The sequence below is a fragment of the Kutzneria kofuensis genome, assembly GCF_014203355.1.
In the GTDB taxonomy this organism is placed as follows: domain Bacteria; phylum Actinomycetota; class Actinomycetes; order Mycobacteriales; family Pseudonocardiaceae; genus Kutzneria; species Kutzneria kofuensis.
On record NZ_JACHIR010000001.1, the window covers coordinates 4440315 to 4455384 of the forward strand.

The 15070-nt window shown below is 70.7% G+C and carries 18 protein-coding genes; 4 read left to right on the forward strand and 14 right to left on the reverse strand.

What is annotated here, in order from left to right:
• Nucleotides 1-19: 19 nt before the first annotated feature.
• Nucleotides 20-913, forward strand: a complete 894-nt coding sequence (locus tag BJ998_RS20585) for a DUF8083 family protein (protein ID WP_184863983.1) — start codon at nt 20-22, stop codon at nt 911-913.
• Nucleotides 914-1010: 97 nt separating this feature from the next.
• Here BJ998_RS20585 and BJ998_RS20590 read toward each other — a convergent pair whose 3' ends face one another.
• From BJ998_RS20590 to BJ998_RS20605, 4 genes are all read right to left on the reverse strand, one after another.
• On the reverse strand, nt 1011-1580 hold the full coding sequence (locus BJ998_RS20590; protein ID WP_184863985.1) for an RsiG family protein: 570 nt from the start codon (nt 1578-1580) through the stop codon (nt 1011-1013).
• Between the two features lie 52 nt (nt 1581-1632).
• Nucleotides 1633-2487, reverse strand: a complete 855-nt coding sequence (locus BJ998_RS20595) for a beta-keto acid cleavage family enzyme (RefSeq protein ID WP_184863987.1) — start codon at nt 2485-2487, stop codon at nt 1633-1635.
• Nucleotides 2488-2592: 105 nt separating this feature from the next.
• Nucleotides 2593-3600 carry a CAF17-like 4Fe-4S cluster assembly/insertion protein YgfZ gene (gene ygfZ / locus BJ998_RS20600; RefSeq protein ID WP_312890246.1) on the reverse strand — a complete coding sequence of 336 codons (1008 nt, stop codon included), beginning with the start codon at nt 3598-3600 and terminating at the stop codon, nt 2593-2595.
• The gene (locus BJ998_RS20605) at nt 3597-4043 is read right to left on the reverse strand and encodes a Fur family transcriptional regulator (RefSeq protein ID WP_312890247.1); all 447 of its coding nucleotides are present in this window, start codon (nt 4041-4043) and stop codon (nt 3597-3599) included. The genes ygfZ and BJ998_RS20605 overlap by 4 nt, the downstream gene beginning before the upstream one ends.
• Nucleotides 4044-4084: 41 nt before the next feature.
• Here BJ998_RS20605 and BJ998_RS20610 point away from each other — a divergent pair, with 41 nt between their 5' ends.
• Nucleotides 4085-4927 (forward strand): aminodeoxychorismate lyase, encoded by an 843-nt coding sequence (locus BJ998_RS20610; RefSeq protein ID WP_184863989.1) that lies wholly within the window; start codon nt 4085-4087, stop codon nt 4925-4927.
• Nucleotides 4928-4971: 44 nt separating this feature from the next.
• Here BJ998_RS20610 and BJ998_RS20615 read toward each other — a convergent pair whose 3' ends face one another.
• The 10 genes from BJ998_RS20615 to BJ998_RS20655 form a co-directional block, all read right to left on the reverse strand.
• The gene (locus tag BJ998_RS20615) at nt 4972-7539 is read right to left on the reverse strand and encodes a glycosyl hydrolase family 18 protein (protein WP_184863991.1); all 2568 of its coding nucleotides are present in this window, start codon (nt 7537-7539) and stop codon (nt 4972-4974) included.
• A gap of 58 nt (nt 7540-7597) precedes the next feature.
• Entirely contained in the window at nt 7598-8464 is an 867-nt protein-coding gene (locus BJ998_RS20620; protein WP_184863993.1) for a 5-oxoprolinase subunit C family protein, read from the reverse strand.
• A complete protein-coding gene (gene pxpB, locus BJ998_RS20625) occupies nt 8461-9075 on the reverse strand; it encodes a 5-oxoprolinase subunit PxpB (RefSeq protein ID WP_184863995.1) in 615 nt (204 codons plus the stop codon). The genes BJ998_RS20620 and pxpB overlap by 4 nt, the downstream gene beginning before the upstream one ends.
• Nucleotides 9076-9078: 3 nt before the next feature.
• On the reverse strand, nt 9079-9708 hold the full coding sequence (locus BJ998_RS20630) for a heme-binding beta-barrel domain-containing protein (RefSeq protein WP_184863997.1): 630 nt from the start codon (nt 9706-9708) through the stop codon (nt 9079-9081).
• A 296-nt stretch (nt 9709-10004) separates the two neighbouring features.
• Nucleotides 10005-10316 (reverse strand): DUF1416 domain-containing protein, encoded by a 312-nt coding sequence (locus BJ998_RS20635; RefSeq protein WP_184863999.1) that lies wholly within the window; start codon nt 10314-10316, stop codon nt 10005-10007.
• Between the two features lies 1 nt (nt 10317).
• A complete protein-coding gene (locus BJ998_RS20640) occupies nt 10318-11160 on the reverse strand; it encodes a sulfurtransferase (RefSeq protein ID WP_184864001.1) in 843 nt (280 codons plus the stop codon).
• A 36-nt stretch (nt 11161-11196) separates the two neighbouring features.
• Entirely contained in the window at nt 11197-11625 is a 429-nt protein-coding gene (locus tag BJ998_RS20645) for a DUF4395 domain-containing protein (RefSeq protein ID WP_184864003.1), read from the reverse strand.
• A 79-nt stretch (nt 11626-11704) separates the two neighbouring features.
• On the reverse strand, nt 11705-11872 hold the full coding sequence (locus BJ998_RS49575; protein WP_376775881.1) for a putative leader peptide: 168 nt from the start codon (nt 11870-11872) through the stop codon (nt 11705-11707).
• Between the two features lie 4 nt (nt 11873-11876).
• Complete coding sequence (locus BJ998_RS20650; RefSeq protein WP_184864005.1) at nt 11877-12290, reverse strand: thioredoxin family protein; 414 nt, start codon at nt 12288-12290, stop codon at nt 11877-11879.
• Complete coding sequence (locus tag BJ998_RS20655; protein WP_184864007.1) at nt 12287-13147, reverse strand: LmeA family phospholipid-binding protein; 861 nt, start codon at nt 13145-13147, stop codon at nt 12287-12289. The genes BJ998_RS20650 and BJ998_RS20655 overlap by 4 nt, the downstream gene beginning before the upstream one ends.
• Before the next feature lie 174 nt (nt 13148-13321).
• Between BJ998_RS20655 and BJ998_RS20660 the strand changes: the two genes are divergently transcribed.
• Together BJ998_RS20660 and mshD are read left to right on the forward strand one after the other, a co-directional pair.
• Nucleotides 13322-14086, forward strand: coding sequence for a winged helix-turn-helix transcriptional regulator (locus BJ998_RS20660; RefSeq protein ID WP_184864009.1), 765 nt, complete (start codon nt 13322-13324; stop codon nt 14084-14086).
• 18 nt (nt 14087-14104) lie between these two features.
• Nucleotides 14105-14986, forward strand: coding sequence for a mycothiol synthase (mshD, locus tag BJ998_RS20665; protein ID WP_312890248.1), 882 nt, complete (start codon nt 14105-14107; stop codon nt 14984-14986).
• Nucleotides 14987-15070: the final 84 nt, after the last annotated feature.

A 15070-nucleotide genomic window follows, 5' to 3' on the forward strand; every position in this document is an offset into this window, starting at 1 on the left:
GTCGTGGCACGATTCGGGTGTGCCGCGCCCGTTCTCCGCTTACCTCCGAGTGTACGAACCGTTGTCGGCCTTCGACGCTCCGTTGGCCGCCAGGCTGCGCCAGGCCGTCGAGGACGGCCCGCTGACCCGGGCGGAGGTCGGCGACCGAGAACGAGAACTGTGGCTCCGCTCACAGTTGGCGTCGCCGCCCCGGCTGCTGCCCGGCGAGCTCTCCGACGGCCGCCCGGCCCCCAACGCGCCGCTGGACGTGCTGGTGCTGGATCCGGCGGAGGTGCCGACCAGCGAGAGCGCCACCGTGGGCCCCGGACCCCTCGTCTGCCCGCTGGACATGCGGCCCCGGTCCGCGGCGGCCCTGGTGGGCTTCCTGAGCACCTCCTCGGGGGTGCTGAAGGCCGCCGCCCTGACCATCCCGGCCGACATCGCCCGCACCCGGGCCGGAGCCGTGATGGCGGAGCTGGCCGGCGGTGCGGTGCATGTGGTGTCCACCACGTGGACGGTGCCGCTGCCGTGGTTCTCGCTCGTCGACCCGGAGAGCAGGCACATCATCCTGGCGCCCCGTGAGGACGGCGAGCGGCAGGTCGCCTGGCGCATCGCCATGGCCGACGCCCGCCGGCGGGTGGCGCGGGCGCATTCCGTGGTCCGCGAGTCGCTCGGCGACAACGGCCCGGCCCGGGTGCTCAAGGACACCGGCCGCTGGCTGGAGCACTTCCACCCGCACTCGGCCGTCGAGCTCGACTACGGCGGCCTCGTCCAGCTGCTCGACGACGACGAGCTGCTGGAGGACACCTCGGCCCAGGACGTGCACGCCATCGTCGACGCCATGGAGTCCGGCGACGCCGACGAGGTCGCCAGCCGCTACGAGCAGCTCCGTGACTTCTGGGGCGAACTCGCCGGCAAGGAACGCCTCGGCTGACCCCACCTGACCGCTTGGAAAGGACCATTCCACTCGTTCAACGCCAGGAAAGGGCGCTTTCACGGCATCTGGGGGTGGACGGCTGGCGCGGTGCGTGCTATTCCGCTTCGCGTGGGGTCCGCTCGTTGGCCAGCAGGTCGTCCACGGAGGCGCTGCCGCGCTGGTAGCGGCCCGCGATCTCGGCGTTGAGACGATCCATCACGTTCTGAACCTCGCGCCGGCGAGCGGAGACCGAGGCCTCCTCGGCCACGAAGGCCTGGCGGGCCTGGTCCAGCTTCTCGTCGGACAGGGACGCCACGTCGGACAGGTCGACGTCGGAGACGAGGGCCTCGACGTGCCGGCGGTGCGCCTCGGCGCGGGACGGCTCCATCGTCTGGTAGCGGCCCAGGCCGGTGGCCGGCCCGACCGCGTTCTCGGACAGGATCGAGACCAGGCGGTCCACCACGGAGGCGCCGCCGCCCTCGACTCTGCGCTGCTGCTCCGCCTTCACGATGTCGATGCGGGCGTGGAGCAGCCGACGCAGGTAGGACAGGTCGGTCTCCTCCTGCGCCGCCTCATCGCGCAGCGCGCGGACCTCATCGAGCGGACGCTGCTCGACACCGGCCGTGTAGTCCGGCGCGAGCACCCGGTCGATGCGCCGCCGCCCGCCAGGACGGACCTCGATCACACCGCCATCCTGAAGCACACTGCCGTCACCCGCCAACACCTGAGGGTCGGTTTCAACCGGACCGTTGCACTCCGAGCAGCTTGCGCACCTCGTCCGCCGCCAGCGGCGGCCGCTGGGCTATCCGGGCGAGGCCACTGGCCCTGGCCACCAGCTGAGCGTTGTCCCGGACCCGCTCGCCCCGCGCGTAGGAGATGGTGTCCTCCATGCCGACGCGCAGATGACCGCCCGCCGACAGCGCCGCGAACATCACCGGTATGGAGGAGCGGCCGATCCCGGTGGCCGAGAACGTGGCGCCGTCCGGGATCATCCGCAGCGCCGCCGCGAGCGTCTCCGTGTCGCCCGGCATGCCGCCCGGCACCCCCATCACCAGGTCCACGTGCACGTGCCCGCCCGCGGGCAGGCCGTGCTGGTCGAGCAGCCGGTGCAGGCTCGTCAGCTGGCCCAGGTCGAAGATCTCGTACTCCGGCACGATGCCCCGGTCCTGCATCCGCTTGTGCAGCTCGACGATGAACTCCCAGCGGTTCATGAACACGTCGTCGCCGAAGTTGACCGTGCCCATCGTGCAGGAGGCCGAGTCCGGACCCGCCTCCAGCACGCGCAGCCGGTTCTCCTCCGGATCCGTGACCGCGCCGCCGGTGGACAGCTGGACCACCAGCTCCGTCTCGGCCCGCAGCGCCGACACCGTCGCCTTCAGCAGTCCCAGGTCCAGTGTCGGCTTCGTGTCCGTGCCGCGGATGTGCACGTGGATCATCGACGCACCCACCCGCTCGCAGTCCTTGGCCGTGCTGACCAGCTCGTCCAGGGTCACCGGCAGGTTCGGGACGTCCGCCTTGGCGTGTTCGGCGCCGGTCGGGGCGACCGTGATCAGGGTGCCGTGCGAACCGGGGCGCGGAGTCGACGCTGACATGCGCCGATCCTCGCACGTCCGACGAGTCAGACGGAAGATTTCTCGCCCGAACCCCAATGTCGCGGAAATTCGACAGCAGGCCCGGTCGTCGGGGCTGTGGGCGGGTCAGCGGCCGAGGTTGCGGACGGCTTCGCGGCCGAGGGCGGCGTTGTCCGGGGGGACGGAGTCGGGGTCGATGGAGGCGGCGACGGGTTCCTCCGCCGAACCGGCGACGAGCTGGGCGTCCAACGGAACCGAGCGCTTGATCAGGGCCAGGGCGACGGGGCCGAGCTCGTGGTGGCGGACGGCGGAGCCGACGCGACCGACGACCTTGCCGTCCATGAGCACGGGGTCGCCGGTCTCGGGCAGGGCGTCCAGGGAACCGTCGAGGTGCAGGAGCAGCATCCGGCGCGGCGGCCGGCCGACGTTCTCGACCTTGGAGACGGTCTCCTGCCCCCGGTAGCAGCCCTTGTTGAGGTGCACGGCGGTGCCGATCCAGCGGACCTCGTGCGGAATGGTGCGGTCGTCGGTGTCGACGCCGAGCCGGGGGCGCAGAAGCTCGACGCGGAGGGCCTCGAAGGCGAGGGTGCCGGCGGGGCGGGCCCCGGCCTCGACCAATCGAGTGAACTCGGCGTCCTTCGACGCGCGGGGCACGAGCAGGTCGGCGCCCCAAGGCATGGGGCGGACCAGGCCGCCGAAGGTCACGAGCGACGGCGCAGCGGGTCCGACGAGGGACAGCACGGCGATCTCGGAGGTGGCGTCCCGCGGCTCGACCTTGGACCAGAACTTCATCGACTCCAGGTACGCCAGCAGCGCCTTGCCGGTGCCGGGCTCGACGTCCAGCCAGGCGGTGCCTTCGAAGTCGGTGAGCACGGCATGGTGCTCGACCCGGCCCTGCACGTCCAGCACCAACAACTCGGTGGTCTCGCCGTCACGGAGGTCGAGCACGTGCTGACTGGTCAGCGAGTGCAGCCAGGTCAGACGGTCCTCGCCGGGGATGGCGATGACCTCGCGGTTGGAGCGGTCGACCACGACCACCGAACGAGCGGCGAAGCGCTGCTCGGCGAAGGGGTCGCCGTAGTGCCACGGCACACCGGCATCGGGCGAACCGGCGGGGGCATCGACGGCGGTCACGAAGTCTCCTCTGAAGCGGCGCAGTCACGGCAGGTGCCGGACAGCGCGAGATGGCTGGCGTCCAGCCGGAAGCCCCGACCCCGGTTGAGCCGGGTGGCGAGCTCGTCGAGCAGGTCGCACGGCACCTCGTCGACCCGCCCGCAGCTGTGGCACACGAGGTGCACGTGCTCGTGCTCCTCGACCGAGTAGGACGGCGCGCCGTGGCCGAGGTGGGTGTGCCGGACCAGGCCCAGCTTCTCCAGCAGCTCCAGGGTCCGGTAGACGGTGGTGATGTTGACGGTCGGCGTCACCCGCTGCACCCGCTGGCAGATCTGCTCCGGCGTGGCGTGCTCGAGTTCACGGACGGCGTCCAGCACCAGCTGACGCTGAGGGGTCATCCGCAGCCCGCGCTCGTGCAGCGTGCGGCGCAGCCGCGCGGCCTCCTCGGGGCTCACGGTCTCCACACCCCCAGGATAGGACGCGGAGGCGTGAGTAGGCTCGCCCCATGCGCGTGCTCGCTTTCCTGGACGGAACGACCGCGGACCCCGAGGCCCCGCTGCTGCGGGTCGACGACCTGGGGCTGCTCCGCGGCGACGGTGTGTTCGAGACGATCCTCGTGGTCGACGGCAAGCCGAGGGAGCTGGGTCCGCACCTGGACCGGCTGGACCGCTCGGCGGCCATGCTCGAGCTGCCCGAGCCGGACCGGGCCGGCTGGGAGCGCGCGGTCGACGCCGTGATCAACAACTGGACCGGCGGCAGGGACATGGCCCTCAAGCTGGTCCTGACCCGCGGCAACGAGTTCGGCGACGGCACGCCGACGGCGTTCGCGATGGGCCTGCCGATCGCGGACAAGGTGCTCAAGCAGCGGGCCGAGGGCATCGCCGCGGTCACGCTGGAGCGCGGCTTCGAGCCGGGCCTGGCCCAGCGCGCCCCGTGGCTGCTGCTCGGCGCCAAGTCGCTGTCGTACGCGGTGAACATGGCGGCGGTCCGCTACGCCGCCCGCGAGGGCGCGGACGACGTGATCTTCACGGCCGCCGACGGCTCGGTGCTGGAGGGCCCGACCTCGACGCTGGTCCTGGTCCGCGACCGCACGCTGGTGACGCCGCCGTCGAACATCGGCATCCTGCCCGGCACCACGCAGGCGGCCCTGTTCCGCGCGGCCGAGCGCGCCGGCTGGTCGGTGAAGGTGGAGCCGATCGCGGCCGCCGAGCTGCCCGACGCCGAGGCGCTGTTCCTGGTGTCCAGCGTCCGCTGCGTGACCCGCATCCACACCCTGGACGGCAAGCAGCTCAACGACTCCAGCGCGCTGCTGCGTGAACTGACCGCGCTGTACGAGTCCGAGTACTGACGCCAGTCGGGGCGGCTTCCACCACGGAAACCGCCCCGACCCGGCTACTTCAGGCCACCGTCCACCGCGGACATCAGCGTCCCGGTGTCGCCGGACATTTCCCAGATCATCGCGCCGAGCAGGCCCTTGTTCTTGATGTAGGCCATCTTCTGCCCGATGGACCAGGTGTCGTCGAACGACCACCACTGGTTGCCGTCGTACCCGTACGTCGCAACGGCTTGCGTGTTGTGGTAGACGGTCATCCCGGGCACGGCGCTGATCAGATTGCTGTAGCCCCGGGTTCCCGCCTCCTCGGCGAACTGCCCCGGCGCGGCCCCGTGCGCGACCTGCCACTCACCGTGGGCGCCGCCGTCAGCGACGCCCTGCCAACCTCGGCCGTAGAACGGGATGCCCACCGTCATCTTGCGTGGATTCACCCCGGCCGACAGGTAGGTCTGCACGGCCCCGTCCACGCTGAAGTGGAACGAGTACGGGTCGTTGCCGGCCGGGTACAGGTTGGCCTGGTCGCCGGTCTGGTTCGGCTCCCACGAGTTGTCGCTGCCGGAGCCGTGGAAGTCGTAGCCCTGCACGTTGAAGATGTCCAGGGACTTGGCGGTCTGCGGCAGGTCCCAGCCCTCGCTGACCTTGGTCGGATCGGCCGGGGTGAACGCGGTCAGCTGGTACCGCTTGCCGTTCGTCGCGCCCAGGGCGTCCAGCTCGGTCCGGAACTCGGCCAGCAGCGCGGTCAGATTGGCCTTGTCGGACGGGCTGTAGTGGTTTCCGGGGTGGCCTCCTGCGTCGCCGGGCCACTCCCAGTCGACGTCGATGCCGTCGAAGATGCCGGCGGCCACGCCCTGGCCGCCCGCGCCGCCGGTGACCGGCAGGTTGCCCTTGATCCAGGTGTCGATGCAGGAGCTGACGAACTTCTTCCGCGACGCGTCGGTCTTGGCCACGTCGGAGAAGTACTTCGAGTACGTCCAGCCGCCGAGGGACACCAGGATCTTCAGGTTCGGGTACAGCGCCTTGAGTTCCTTGAGCTGGTTGAGGTTTCCGCGCAGCGGCGCGAAACCGTCGTCGGCGACGCCGTTGACGGCCTGCGCCGCGGAGAACGGCCGGCCGTAGTCCGCGTCGGCGTCGCCGGCGCCGTCACCCTGGTTGGGGTCCTCGGGGTCGGCGGTGGTGCCCCTGGTGACGCCCGACAGGCAGGTCAGGTTGACCGGGTCGATGTTCTCGAACGCGTACAGCAGATGCGTCAGCTTGGCCGCCGCGCCGGTGGTGACCAGGTTCTTCACGAAGTACTGGCGGCCGTAGATGCCCCACTGCACGAAGTAGCCGACCTTCGCGTAGCCGCTGCCGATCACGTCGGTGGTGCTCGCGGTGACGGCATTGCTGGCCGCGGACACGTTGTCGTAGCCGTCGCGGGCGCGAACGGTGAACGTGTACTGAGTGGACGGACTGAGGCCGGTGACCTTTGCCGTGGTGCCGGTGACCGTGGTGGCAACGGAAGTTCCGTTGTACACGTCGTAGGACACCACGCCCGTGTTGTCGGTGGACGCCGACCAGCTCAGGGAGATCGACGTGGAGTCCTTGCCCGTCACGGCCAGACCCGTTGGTGCTGAAGGAGGTTGGGTGTCAGCGGACGGATCGTTCGTCATCACGGTCACCGGCGCGCTCGCCGGGGACGACGTGCCGTGGGTGTCCTTCGCCTTGACGGTGAAGGTGTACGACGTCTTCGGCGTCAGGCCGCTGATCGACGCCGACGTGCCGGTGACGGACGCAGCCGGCGCGGACCCGTTGTACACGTCATAGCCGGCGATGGGCAGATCCCCGGCCGTGGCGGCATTCCACGCCAGCAGCACGGTCTTCGTGGTCTTCGCGGTGGCGTGCAGGTTCGTCGGCGCACCCGGCGGCGCGTCGGCGGTTCCGTCGCACTTGAGATCGTTCACCCGGCAGTTCTGCGGGCTCCCCGAGCCGCTGACCGTGAACGTCAGGCTGTACGGCTCGGTGGTGCCGTGGGCCTTCACCGCGGTGTTGTAGTAGGCCGGAGTCGCCACCACATGGGTGCCGGTCTGCGTGACGGTGCCGTTCTGGCCGTTGCTGACCGTGGTGCCGCTGGGCAGGTCGAAGGCGATCGACCACGACTTCAGGTCGGTGTCGGAGTTGTTCGACACCACGTACTTCCCGGTCGATCCGGCCTGCGAGTACTGCGCCGTCACGGCGGCCGTCACCGGCGGCGGGGTCGTTCCGCCCGACCCGTCGCAGTTGACGCCGTTGAGCAGGCAGTTGGCCGGGGTCGCCGCCGAACTGAGCGAGAAGCTCAGGCTGTATGGCTCCGTGGTGCCGTGCGCGGCAACGGTGTTGATGTAGTACGCAGGGGTGGCGACCACGTGGGTGCCGGTCTGGGTGAGGCTGCCGTTCTGCGGATTGCTCGCGGTGACGCCGGCGGGCAGGTCGAAGGCGATCGACCAGCCGGTGATCGCCGCGGCCGTCGAGTTGGCCACGACGTACTTGCCGCCGCCCGCCGACGCGGTGAACGTGGCGGTGAGACCGGTCGTCGCGGCCGCCTGGGGGGCGAGCGCGACGGCGGCGCCCAACGTCAGCAGGGTTGCCGAGAGCAGTGCAAGCTTGCGCATGGTGCTCCTACGGTCCAGGGCGGCCGTTCTGAACAGTAAAGTGGCCTAGACCACTGCGTCAACGGAGCGGGTGCAGCCGAACGGGTGTTCCCGGCCGGGCCTGGGCCAGCAGGGGCAGCGCCTCGGCGGTCACTACGCCGATCACCGGATAGCCGCCGGTCACGGGATGATCGGCCAGGAACAGCACCGGCCGGCCGTTGGCCGGCACCTGAACCGATCCGGTCATCACGCCCTCGCTCGGCAGTTCCCGTGACTCGAATTCGGCGGCCCGGCGCAAGGCGTCGCCGTCCAGGCGGAGCCCGACCCGGTTGCTCTGCTCGGAAACCGTCCACCGGCCGGCCGCCAACTGCCCGGCGGGGTCGTCGAACCAGTCCTCACGGGGACCGAGCAGCACCGGCACGACCAGCTCGGCCGGCGCCGACGAAGGCGACAACACGTCGCTGCCGACTGGCAAGCCAACCGGCTCACCAAGCGGCAGAACGTCGTTGGCACGCAACGGATCCGGCCCGATGCCGGAGAGGATGTCCGTGGCCCGGCTGGAAAGCTGCGGAGGAACGTCGATGCCGCCGGAAACCGCGACATAGCAACGGAGTCCGCCGGACGGGACGCCGAGCGTCAAAACATCGCCATCAGCAAGATGAACCGGGGCATGCGAGTCGACGGGGCGCGAGCCGACGGACAGCGGCACGCTCGGACCCGTGACGGCAACAGTGCAGGAACAGTTGGCGCGCAACTGAATCCGCCCCAGCAGCGCCTCGATACCCGCCGCCGACTCAGGGTTTCCCGCGAGCCGGTTGGCCAGCGTCAACGCCGGCACATCCAACGCGCCCGACGGGGGCACGCCCAGGTGCGCGTTGCCGGGCCGCCCCAGGTCCTGGATCAGTGTCTGCGGCCCAACCTGGACCACGGTCAGCGAGCGCGTCACTCGGCCACCTCGAACCGGACGTGGTCGCCGGGCGCCAGCAGCGCCGGGCCCGAGGAACGCTTGGCGTCGAAGAGAATCGCCGTCGTGCTGCCGATCAGCCGCCAGCCGCCGGGCGAGGACCGCGGATAGGCGCCGGTGAATTCTCCCGCGATGCCGACGGATCCGGCCGGCACCTTGGTGCGGGGATTCTCCAACCTGGCCTGCCGCAACGGTTCCGGCAGTCCGACCAGGTAACCGAAGCCGGGGGCGAAGCCGCAGAACGCCACCGTGTACTCCGCGCCGCTGTGCAGCGCGATGACCTCGTCCACGCTCAGGCCTGCGGTCGAGGCCACCAGCTCGAGGTCGGGGCCGTCATACACGATCGGCAGCCGGACCTGCCGGGGCGTTCGGTCCGGTGGACGCGAAAGGTCCGCCGCCTCGACGACGGCCTGGGCACGAGCCAACCCGTCCGAGCCGGGGCGCACGGCGATCAGCACGGTGGTGGCCGCCGGCACCAGCTCGACGACGTCCGGCAGGTCGGCGACCAGCAGCGCGCCGTGCAGCGCCTCCACCTCGGCCAGCGACGCCAGCTCGACCAGCATCGCGTGCCGGCCACACCGCCGCAGCCGCACGTGTCAGCCGACGACGCGGGTGAGCTGCGCCGAGACGTGCGGCTGCAGCGGCTCGCCCACCATCGCCCGCTCCTCCACGTAGGCCAGGTCGCCGCCCGGAACCAGCCCGTACAGGCGCTTGGCCGCGACGACCTCCTTGGCGCTGGAGGTGCGCATCACGATGTCGGTGCCCAGCTCCCAGGACGTCTGGGTGCGCGGCTCGCCGTAGTAGATCTCCACGATGCCGGTGGCGTGGGTGAGCAGCACCTCGATGGTGTCGTCGGCCTGCGGCCGCCAGAAGCCGGTCTCGCGGGCCGCCGGGCGGATCACCTTGCCGTCGGCGTCCAGCAGCCAGGACCGGGCCTCGTAGGTGAGGAAGGGCCGGCCGTCGTGCGCGAACGTGATCTGCTGGCCGAACCGGAACGGGCCGTCGATCGTCGGGTAGACGATCTGACCCTCGCCGCGCCACACGCCGACCAGCGGCAGTAGCGCCAGGCAGGCGTCGTTGAGGTTCGGGCCGAGCCGCAGGTTCGCGGTGTCGCCCGGGATCGGCAGGTCGTCGAACTGCGGCAGGTTGCGGTCGCGCGTGGACTCCGCGCGCTGCTCGGCGGCGCGGACCGCGGCGTCGCCGCTACCGAACTCTGGCTTCGTCATGGCTCAGCGGTGGTCCTGCAGCAGGCGGTACACCACGTACACCGAGAACCAGGCGATGGCCACGCAGACCAGCACCATCAGGATCGTGAAGAAGAGTTCCACGGGCCCAGAATAGACGGTGCTACCGGCCCCCGGCCTGGTGGGCTCGCGCCGGGGCCTGGACCGCGGGCTCAGGAAAACCGCGTCTTTCCAGCGGTTTTCCTGAGCCAAGGGAAGGCACCGGCTTAGAGCGAGCCCACCCGCCGCGGAACGCGGCGAGACAAGCACAGTGACTGGGGCCTCGATCAGGCCGTGTTTCAGGCCACCGCGACCTGGAGCTGGTGCAGGCCCGGCCCGTCGGCGGTCACCTGCGTCTCGCCGGTGCCGGAGCGGTGCAGCGCGCGCACCGTCCAGGCGCCCGGCGCCGCGAAGAAGCGGAAGTCACCCTGCTCCGAGGAGACGACCTCGGCGGTGAACTCGCCGGAGGAGTCGAGGAGCCGGACGAAGGCCCCGCCGACCGGCTGGCCGCCCGCGGAGACCGTGCCCGACAGCACGACCTCCTTGCCCGGGTCGACGTTGGCCGGCAGCGCCGCCCCCTGCTCCGGAGCACCACACCCTGCTGCGGTCATGTCAGTCCCTTCCACTGCCGAGCTCGACCGGCACGCCGACCAGCGAGCCGTATTCGGTCCAGGAGCCGTCGTAGTTCTTCACGTCCGAGTGGCCGAGCAGCTCGCGCAGCACGAACCAGGTGTGCGAGGAACGCTCGCCGATGCGGCAGTAGGCGATGGTGGCCTTGGAGCCGTCCAGGCCGGCCTCGCCGTAGATCTCGCGCAGCTCGTCGTCGGAGCGGAACGTGCCGTCCTCGTTCGCGGCCTTGCTCCACGGCACGTTGATCGCGCTGGGGATGTGGCCGGCGCGCTGGGCCTGCTCCTGCGGGAGGTGGGCCGGCGCGAGCAGCTTGCCGCTGAACTCGTCGGGCGAGCGCACGTCGACCAGGTTCTTGGTGTTGATCGCGTCGACGACCTCGTCGCGGAACGCCCGCAGCGTCAGGTCCTGCTCCTGGGCCTGGTAGTTGGTGGCCTCACGGGTCACCTCGTCCTTGACCAGCGGGCGGCCGTCCAGCTCCCACTTCTTGCGGCCGCCGTCGAGCAGCTGCACCTTGTCGTGGCCGTACAGCTTGAAGTACCAGTACGCGTACGCGGCGAACCAGTTGTTGTTGCCGCCGTAGAGCACGACCTGGTCGTCGTTGCCGATGCCCTTGGCCGACAGCAGCTTCTCGAAGCCCGCGCGGTCCACGAAGTCGCGGCGCACCGGGTCCTGCAGCTCGGTCTTCCAGTCGATCTTGACGGCGCCGGGGATGTGGCCGCCGTCGTAGGCGCTGGTGTCCTCGTCCACCTCCACGAACACCACGCCCGGGGTCTCGAGGTTGTCCTCGGCCCACTGCGCCGAGACCAGCACGTTCTCGCGACTCATCGATCGGCTCCTTCGCCGGATTGGGGTTTGTCTGGCTTACTTGCCGGTGGCCGGCGCGAACCGGCGGATGATCAGGTACATCTCGCAGCCCAGGCAGAAGCCGAAGGCCGCGTTGAGGAAGGCGGCGACCAGCGCGAGCGCGGTCGCCACGGCGCCGAGCACGGTCAGCCCCGACAGGTAGCCGACGGTGCCGACGATGGCGAAGACGAAGCCGACGGTCTGCGCGAACTGCGGCGGGGCCGCGTCCTCGCGCTCGTCGGTCGGGCCCAGCCGCGGCGCGACGAAGCGCCGGTAGAGCACGCCGTACGGGGCGTGCTGCAGTCCGAGGAAGCCGCCGATGGCGAACACGATGGTCTGCAACGCGAGCAGCGGCCACCAGCCGGTGGCCAGCACGACCGCGAGCACGACCGTCGTGATCCAGGCGCCGAAGCGCGGACCTCGGGGATCGATCTGGGGTGCGGACATGGAAAGACCTCCTGACCATTGAGGACCTGCGGACACGACGGGTCCAGGAAGACGTCGGGCGTCGGGCCCGGGCGTCCGGTCAGAAAGTCCGACACAGGCTGCTGCGCACGCGGCAGAGATCCACCGCGCGTCGCTTCGTCAGCAGCTGGGCCATACGGCGGAGACTACCCGTTGCTCCCTCCTGGTGGGAGGGCTGTCCACCAGATGGAATGGCCGGTGAATCGATAAAGCTCGGTCGGCCGAGCATTCGATCACGCCAGGTGTGGGCGCAGGGCCTCGACCAGCACGTCGCGCTTGGGCACGCCGCCCACGCGCAGCAGTTCGGCGCCGTCCGGGGCGTAGGCGACGGTGGTCGGCGTGCGCAGCACCTTCAGCGACGCCGCCACCTCGGGCAGGTCCGTCAGGTCCAGCTCGCGATGCCGCACACCGTCGGTCCTGGACGCGAGGTCGGACAGGATGACGCGGGTGTGCCGGCACGGGGCGCAGAACGTCGTCGACAGCTGGACGAGCGTCACCGGGGACGACGGGTCGATCAGGTCCCTGACCTGCGCCGGCAGGGCGGCGGCGGGCTTGCTGGCGCGCACTCGTCCGTCCCGTCCGCGGAGCAGGAAGCCGAGCACGGTGGCGACGGCCAGCACCGCCAGCAACACCCACACCCCGGTCATCCCAGTCCGCTCCTCCCACTGCCCAGCTGCACGTTCGTGGCCTTGCCGCTCACCGAGAACGCGTTGCTGTCCACGCCGACCTTGGTCGGCACCACCGTGAACGGCAGCGCCTTGCCCAGGTCCAGCTCCGTGGACAGCGCCGCGAAGATCGGCTGCTGCAGAGCCTCAGGAACCTTCAACGTCGTGACCCCGTCCACCAATTCCAGCCGCGTCGGCTGGACCTGGATCTTCGTGCCGGACAGGCCGAGCAGGCCGTAGGCGTTGATCTTCAGCGGACGGCCGGCGACGGTGATGGAGAACGACAGCCGGACCCCGACGCTGGTGTCGGTGTACGGGCTGGTCGTGGGGGTCGGCGTCGGCGTCGGGGTGTCGTAGAGGGTGTCCGGCGAGGTGGGGCCGATGGTCAGGTTCGACACGCCCAGCGCCTGGCCGACGCCGGTGGCGTTGAACGCCCGGTTCACGTCGGCGGCGCTGATCTTGACCTGACCCTCGACCTGGTTGATCAGCACCGAGTGGGCCGATCCGGAGACCAGTTCCGACAGCGGCACCTTCACGTCGTAGAGATGGGCGTTGACCTGCAGGTCGCGCAGCGTGTCGCCGATCGGGATGCCGTTGGCCTCGATCTCGATGTCCTGGTAGTCGCCGCGGGCGGCCTGCAGCATGAACGGGAAGCCGTGGATGATCACCGACGGGTCGTCGGCCAGCTTCAGCTCGGTGCGCATCTTCTTGGACACCTGGTACTCGGCGATCGCGGCGAAGGTGAAGTCGGCCGCCACCAGCAGCGCCGCCAGCACCAGCAGCACCGCGACCAGGACTTTCCACCGGCGACCGCGGCGCGGTCGGGTCGCAGTGGTCATCGCCGATTCTCCCCACCTGTGTTAATTCGTGTGACGCGCGTGTTTCGGCCGGCCTCGGGGCTGGTCACGACAGGTATTCTCCCGGACATCCGCAGGCAACGGGGCCTGGCCACCGTACGCCGCTGTCCCGCCCGCTGGTGGCCGGGCCGCGGCGCGAGAGGAGGCGGCTTGCCCATGGGTGTCGATCTGCTGCTGTTGACCGGGGATCCGGACCCGTCGTCGGTGCTGCCGGCGCTGTCCCTGCTCCCGCACGTGGTGCGGCCGCTCGCGCCGGAGGTGTCCGCGCTGCTGGAGGCCGGTCCGCACGACGCCGTGCTGGTCGACGCGCGTGGCGACCTGGCGGGCGCCCGCTCGCTGTGCCGGCTGCTGTCCAGCAGCGGCATCGAGGTGCCCGTTGTGGCGATCGTCACTGAGGGCGGTCTCGTGGCCGTCACCGCCGACTGGGGCGTGGACGAGATCCTGCTGCCCACCGCCGGCCCGGCCGAGGTGGACGCCCGGCTCCGGCTCGTCAGCTCCCGCCGCAAGCCGGACCAGTCCGGCGCCGCCGGCGCGATCCAGCTCGGCGAGCTGGTCATCGACGACGCCACCTACACCGCCCGCCTCAAGGGCCGGCCGCTCGAGCTCACGTACAAGGAGTTCGAGCTGCTCAAGTACCTCGCCCAGCACGCGGGCCGGGTGTTCACCCGGGCCCAGCTGCTGCAGGAGGTCTGGGGCTACGACTTCTTCGGCGGCACCCGCACGGTGGACGTGCACGTCCGGCGGCTGCGCGCCAAGCTCGGCCCCGAGCACGAGCTGATGATCGGCACCGTGCGCAACGTGGGCTACAAGTTCGTCCGCCCGTCCCGGCCCGGCGCCCGCACCGGCGGCCACGTCGAACACGACGCGCACGACGATTCGGAGTCCGACGCCTTCCGTGCGCTGGCCAACCAGTTCCGCTGACCGCTAGCGTCGGACGACGTGGCAGAGCTGACTGGGCGGGAGCGGCTGACCGCGGTCGAGGTGGACGCGGTGGCCGGCATCTTCGAGGCGGCTCGCCTCGCCGACGAGCGGACGGGCGCCGGCGAGCTGCCGTCGTTCGTCGCCAAGCCGGGCACGCACGTGCTGGCCGAGGACAACGGGCGCGTGGTCGGCTACGCCCATCTCGACACCGACGGCGATGCCAACGGCCACCCGGTCGGTGAGGCGCTCGTGCACCCGGCCGCCCGCAACCGCGGCGTCGGCACGCAGCTGGTCGAGCGGCTGCTGACGCTGGCCGGGGACCGGGAGCCGCGCCTGTGGTCGCACGGGGACCACCCGGCGGCGGCCGCGATCGCCGCCAAGCTGGGCCTGCACCGGGTGCGGGAGATGCGCCGGATGCGGTGGATGGTCGGCGACGTGCCGCAGCCGCAGTTGCGCGAGGGCGTCCGCGTCCGCACGTTCGTTCCCGGGCAGGACGAGGCGGCGGTGATCGCCGTCAACCGGAAGGCCTTCTCCTGGCACCCCGAGCAGGGGGCGCTGACCGTCGAGGATCTTCTCGCCACGGAGCGGGAGAGCTGGTTCGATCCGGCGGGCTTCTTCCTCGCCGTCGACGCCGCGGACCGGGTGCTCGGATTCCACTGGACGAAAATCCACCCGGGGCCGCCGGAGGCCATCGGCGAGGTCTACGTCGTCGGTGTGGACCCCGATGCGCAGGGTGGCGGACTCGGCAAGGCGCTCACCGTCATCGGGATGGAGCACCTGCGGGCGGCGGGACTACGCAGCGTGATGCTCTATGTGGAGTCCGACAACGCCCCCGCGGTGGCGGTCTACAGCAAGCTCGGCTTCACTGTCTGGGACGCGGACGTGCAGTACGGACGCTGATTGGCGTTACGCAGCGGTGCGTCACGAACTCCCATCGACAGGGTCACGCTGGGGTCGCGATACCACTCCAATGGAGTAGTTGTC